Below are 4,626 nucleotides of genomic sequence, written 5' to 3'. Positions count from 1 at the left end.
CGGCGTGCGCCTGTCGCAGTCGGGCTGCCTCGGCCAGTGCGAGCACGGGCCGGTCGCGGTCGCCTATCCGTCTGGAAAATGGATCAGCTATGCGTCGACCGACGAGCTGACCCGCTTCGTGCTGGAGACGTGCGAAACGGCGGACTGATCAGCGGCCGGGCGGGCGGCGGACCCAGCGGGGCGTGAAGTCGCGCGTCGGATATTTGTAATAGTCGGCGCGCTCTTCCTGCGGCGCGCGCGGGCCGGCGGCGTCGAGCCGGGACATTTCCGCCTCATAGAGACGGCGCCATTCTTCGGCCTCGGCGTCGTCGGCGATGAGCCCATAGTAATATTCGACGCTTTCGATCAGGCGGAGGCGCGCCCAGGCGTGTTCGTCGGTCCAGGCCTTGACCGCCTGAAATTTTTCGAGCAGGCGCCTCGCGCTGTTGCGGACGGCCTCGGGGTCGGGAATATAGACGTCGCGTCGCGGGGGCGCCGCCCCGCCGAAAAGGTCCGGCTGGTCGGGCGGGAACAGTCCCGGCTGGTCATATGATTGACGAACGGCGCGACTCGACATGGCCCGATTATAGGGCCGTCCGGCGGCGTGGTCTCGCGCTGCGGGGAAGTTATCCCCTGTCGGGGAAGGCCTTCGCCCAGGCGTCGTCGATCCGCGCCATCTGCTCGATGGTGAAGGCCAGCGTATCGGCGACGGCGGCGACATGGTTGATCTCGTCGAGCGAGAGCCTGCGGCCCTTGCGCGATTTCAGATATTTGTAGAGAACCTGATAGCCGCCGATATGGAATTCCCAAACGTTCTTGGGCACGGGCGCGAAGGATTGCGTCTCGTTGATAAGGACGCGCGCTTCGGCTTCGACATAGCGGGGCTTCTCGACGCTGTTGTCGCCGCGCCCATGATAGTCGGCGAGGCCGCGGCGGGGAAAATTGCGAAAGAGATGCGCCTCGATCAATTCGGTTCCGAGCTTCGACAGTTCTTCGAAATCCTCGCGCTTCTCCGCGAACGGAATGCGGGGGAAATCTATGCGCAGAAATTCTGCGTAGCGGCGCCGGTAGGTTGGGGCGTGAAGGACAGCGTAGATATAGCCGAGAATTTCCTCGGCTTTGCAATGGTGATCTTTGTAGCGCGCCTTGATGAACTCGCGGAAAGCGGGCGAGAGGTTTTCTACTCGGTTGCCATCGCTCTTTGCAAATAGTGGGAATCCATAGGTAATGTCGTAACGGGTGGCCGCCTTGTGACGAAATGCGGTCGTCACAACAGTTGCTGAGAGGTCGTCCTTTGTAACGCGACTACACAGAAGCACGGGATTTGTCTCGTCGATAATATCCATCAATCTTCTGACTGTTCGCCAAACCAGGTTGTCTTCGAAAAAGATGTATCGAACATCGAAGGGGAGATAGGAAATTGGTCGAACGAAATCGACAGTCTTGCGAGAGCTTTCTGAAAGGGATTTCCATCCTTTAAGGATATTCCAGCCCTCCTTTGTTGCGACAGAAAAATCGCTGTGAAGTTGCTTCACGTCGCCTTTCGCATGTCGAAATCTTTCAAAGCGGACGATTAGGTCCTCCGTAGTAAAACTCGTTGAGAATGCATCATGGGCTGTTACAATCCCTGCTCCATTAAGCGAGAAGATTTCAGCGAGAGACCAGCCAGTTTGATATGTCTTCTCGATCTCCTTTCTTTGCCGGAGAAACAGATAATTTGGGCTCTCGGACACGAGAGGAGTAAAGCCCACAGAACGCAACGTTTTTTCTGCGCCAGCCGTATACTTCTCAAGCCTCTTTCCCCACCAGTCGCCGCGCCAAACGCCGCGTTTCAGGCCCGGCTTTTTGACAAAGACGCTGATCGCGACGCCCTGCTCGATGTCGAAAATATTCTCGTCCTTCGAGCCGTCCGGCGCGACTTCCTTCTTCTTGGCGTTGCCATGCAGATCGAGCACGTAAATCTGGTCGAAGCTGCGCATCAGCGACTGGCGCATGCCGCGAAAAGTGGGATTGTCGAGCCATGAATGATTGGTGATGATTCCGACGACGCCCTCCTCGACGGCGTCCATCTTCAACTGCGCGAAGCGGATGAATTTGACGTAGTCGTCATTGAGCCATTTGGGATTGCGTTCGCCGAGCGGCTTGTTGAACTCCTTGCCATTGTCGTCTTTCTCAACTGTGTATTTATATCCATCGATCGCCGTCGTGATCCATGCGCCCTTGTTCTTGGAGTGGCCCGAGTACGGCGGGTTCCCCAGGATCACCAGTATCGGTTTTTCTTTCACCGCCTGCGCGGCTTCGACTTCCGCCGAAATCGCCGGCAGCAGGAAATTCTTCTGCGGCTCGATCGGCTCCAGCGTGTTGGTGAGAAACACCTGCAGCCGCTCATTGTCCTTGAGCGGATGGCCTCTGTCGCGCAGGAATTGCGACAGTTTCAAATGCGCGATGGTGTAGGGCGCGATGAGATATTCGAAGCCGTAGATGTTCTTGAGAAGATGCTCGCGCACGATCGGGTCGGCGCGGCCCTTGTCGGCGCCGCCGATGTTGTCGAAGATGCGCTCAAACACTTCGAGCAGAAACGTGCCGGTGCCGCAGGCGAAATCGAGCACGGTGACGCGCTTTGAATCCGCGAGGCCCTCGCGAATGCCGAAACTGGCCTTCAGAATGTCGTCCACTGCGCGGACGATGAAATTCACGATCGGCGGCGGCGTGTAATAGACGCCGCGACTCTTGCGCATCTTGGCGTCATAGGCCTTCAGATAGTCTTCGTAGAAATAGATGAAGGGATCGCGCTCGAAGAGCCGATGCTCTTCTTCATCGGCCGCGCGAACCCTGCGGTTGATCGCTCTGCGCGCGCGGAACGACAAATCCTCGTGGATGGCGGGCAGGTCGAGCCCGTTGACGATGGAGAGCACTTCCTCGACTACCCACCGCACGTCGCGATAGTCGTCCTTCTCCAGCTCGGAGAGGAAATCGACGAGTTCGCGAATGAGGCGGAAAGAGCCAGGGATGAACTCCTCGGCGTTTCGCAGCGTCACCTGCTTGTCGTCGGAATTGAGCCGCGCGAGAAACAGGCCGTAAGCCAGCATTTGCGCGAAAGCGTCGGCGAAATCGGCCGTCGTCAGTTCGTGAAACACCTGATCGCGAAAAATCTGGAAGAGTCCGAAGAGTCGCTCCTCCTGATGCTCGCGCTCCTGGCGGATCAACTCCTCGCTTAAGAATTCGCGCAGCAGCTTGCTGCGCGTCGCCAGCGCCAAGGCGAGTTGCTGCGCGCGGCCGATGCCTTCGGGCGCTTCGGAGAAGAACGCCGATATGAGCTTGCCGACGGCTTCCGCGCGCTCCGGGGCGATGCGGATTTTTCGGGCGTCGAGGTCGGTCGGGAAGGCGAGCGCTTCGCGCGCCTTCACATGCGCGCCGTCGATCCATATCCACTGCAGATAATCGGTGAGGATGATATTGTCGGAGAGTTCGCGATAGCGCTTGATCTGGTCGGACTTGAGAATCTTGTCGAGATTCGTCCCGATTTCCTTAACTTCGACATAGCCGAGGATCATGCCATGGCGCGAAATCTTGAAATCTGGCGCGCCTTTGTCTCTCTCTCGCTTGGGTTCATGCTGGACCCGCAGGCCTTTGTGCGCATCCTTGGCGAATTGGCCCAGCAGCGTTTCAAGAGCCGCGCGACCGGTATGCTCGGTGTGCTCAGCGAGCGGCGTTTCGCGCAGTTTTAAAAGATAGGTTTCAAAACGATCGATCATTGATTGCGCTTATGCGCGCCGTCCCGAGCCCCGTCAACGCGACCCTTGCCGCAATCGGGGGGCGCGCGTGCTACAAGCAGAGCGATGGTTTTCGGATATTAGCCCCGTCCCATGCGCGCCTGTCTGATCCTCGATTCCGACGCCGGCGACGAAGACCTCGCCGCGGCGCTCGATTGCGGCGCCGATGCGCTGCTGTTGCGGCTGGGTCCCTGCGCCGAAGGCGACGCGCGGCGCGGCGCCCGCGCGCGCGCCGGCGCGCTGATCGACGCGGCGCGCGCGAAGGGCGGGGCGCCGAAGCTCTTCGTCGAAGTCGCGCCGCTCGACAGCGACCTCATCGAGGCCGATCTCGACGCGCTGTTCGGCCCCGGACCGGACGGCGTCTTTCTTCCCGGTTTCGACGGCGCCGCCGGCCTGCAGCGCCTCGCGGTCAAGCTCGCCGTGCGCGAGGCGCAGGCCGGGCTCGCCGACGGCGCGACAAGGGTCGGCGCCTTGGTCGGCGCCGATCCGGCCGGCGTTTTGGCGCTGGCAAGCTTCGCCGGCGCCTCGCCGCGTCTCGCGGCGCTGGCCTTCGACGAAGCCGGGCTTTGCGCCGCGCTCGGCCTCGCCGCCGGCGGCGGGGCCGCCATCGCGACGGCGCGGGCCATGCTTGTCCTCGCGGCGGCCTCGGCTGGCGTTCCGGCGCTCGCGCCGCCTGTCCGAACCGGGGAAGAACCCGCCTATGCAGCCGCGCGCCGCGACGGCTTCACCGGCGCGATGGCGCTAATTCCAAAACAGGTCGCGGCCATTCGCGACGCCTTTCCGCAGGGCGAGAATCGACAAAGACCGAATTCGCCGGCATAGACAGACCGATGAGCAAGGTCCGATCGGGCGTGCTGGATGGAGTCGCCGCGGC

3 protein-coding genes are annotated in these 4,626 nt (G+C 61.0%); 1 reads left to right on the top strand and 2 read right to left on the bottom strand.

Annotated features, from left to right (window positions below; translation table 11 throughout):
- Positions 1-148: 148 nt before the first annotated feature.
- Complete coding sequence (locus QZ964_RS19655; protein ID WP_292533752.1) at positions 149-556, bottom strand: hypothetical protein; 408 nt, start codon at positions 554-556, stop codon at positions 149-151.
- A gap of 49 nt (positions 557-605) precedes the next feature.
- Complete coding sequence (locus QZ964_RS19650) at positions 606-3,734, bottom strand: type ISP restriction/modification enzyme (protein WP_292533751.1); 3,129 nt, start codon at positions 3,732-3,734, stop codon at positions 606-608.
- 111 nt (positions 3,735-3,845) lie between these two features.
- On the opposite strand from QZ964_RS19650, the gene QZ964_RS19645 reads away from it, so the two are divergent.
- Positions 3,846-4,574, top strand: a complete 729-nt coding sequence (locus QZ964_RS19645; RefSeq protein ID WP_292533749.1) for an aldolase/citrate lyase family protein — start codon at positions 3,846-3,848, stop codon at positions 4,572-4,574.
- Positions 4,575-4,626 lie beyond the last annotated feature (52 nt).

The sequence above is a fragment of the Methylocystis sp. genome (assembly GCF_021731785.1).
Taxonomy (GTDB): domain Bacteria; phylum Pseudomonadota; class Alphaproteobacteria; order Rhizobiales; family Beijerinckiaceae; genus Methylocystis.
Note: the sequence above shows the minus strand (reverse complement) of the source record. Positions and strands in the feature narration are given on the sequence as shown.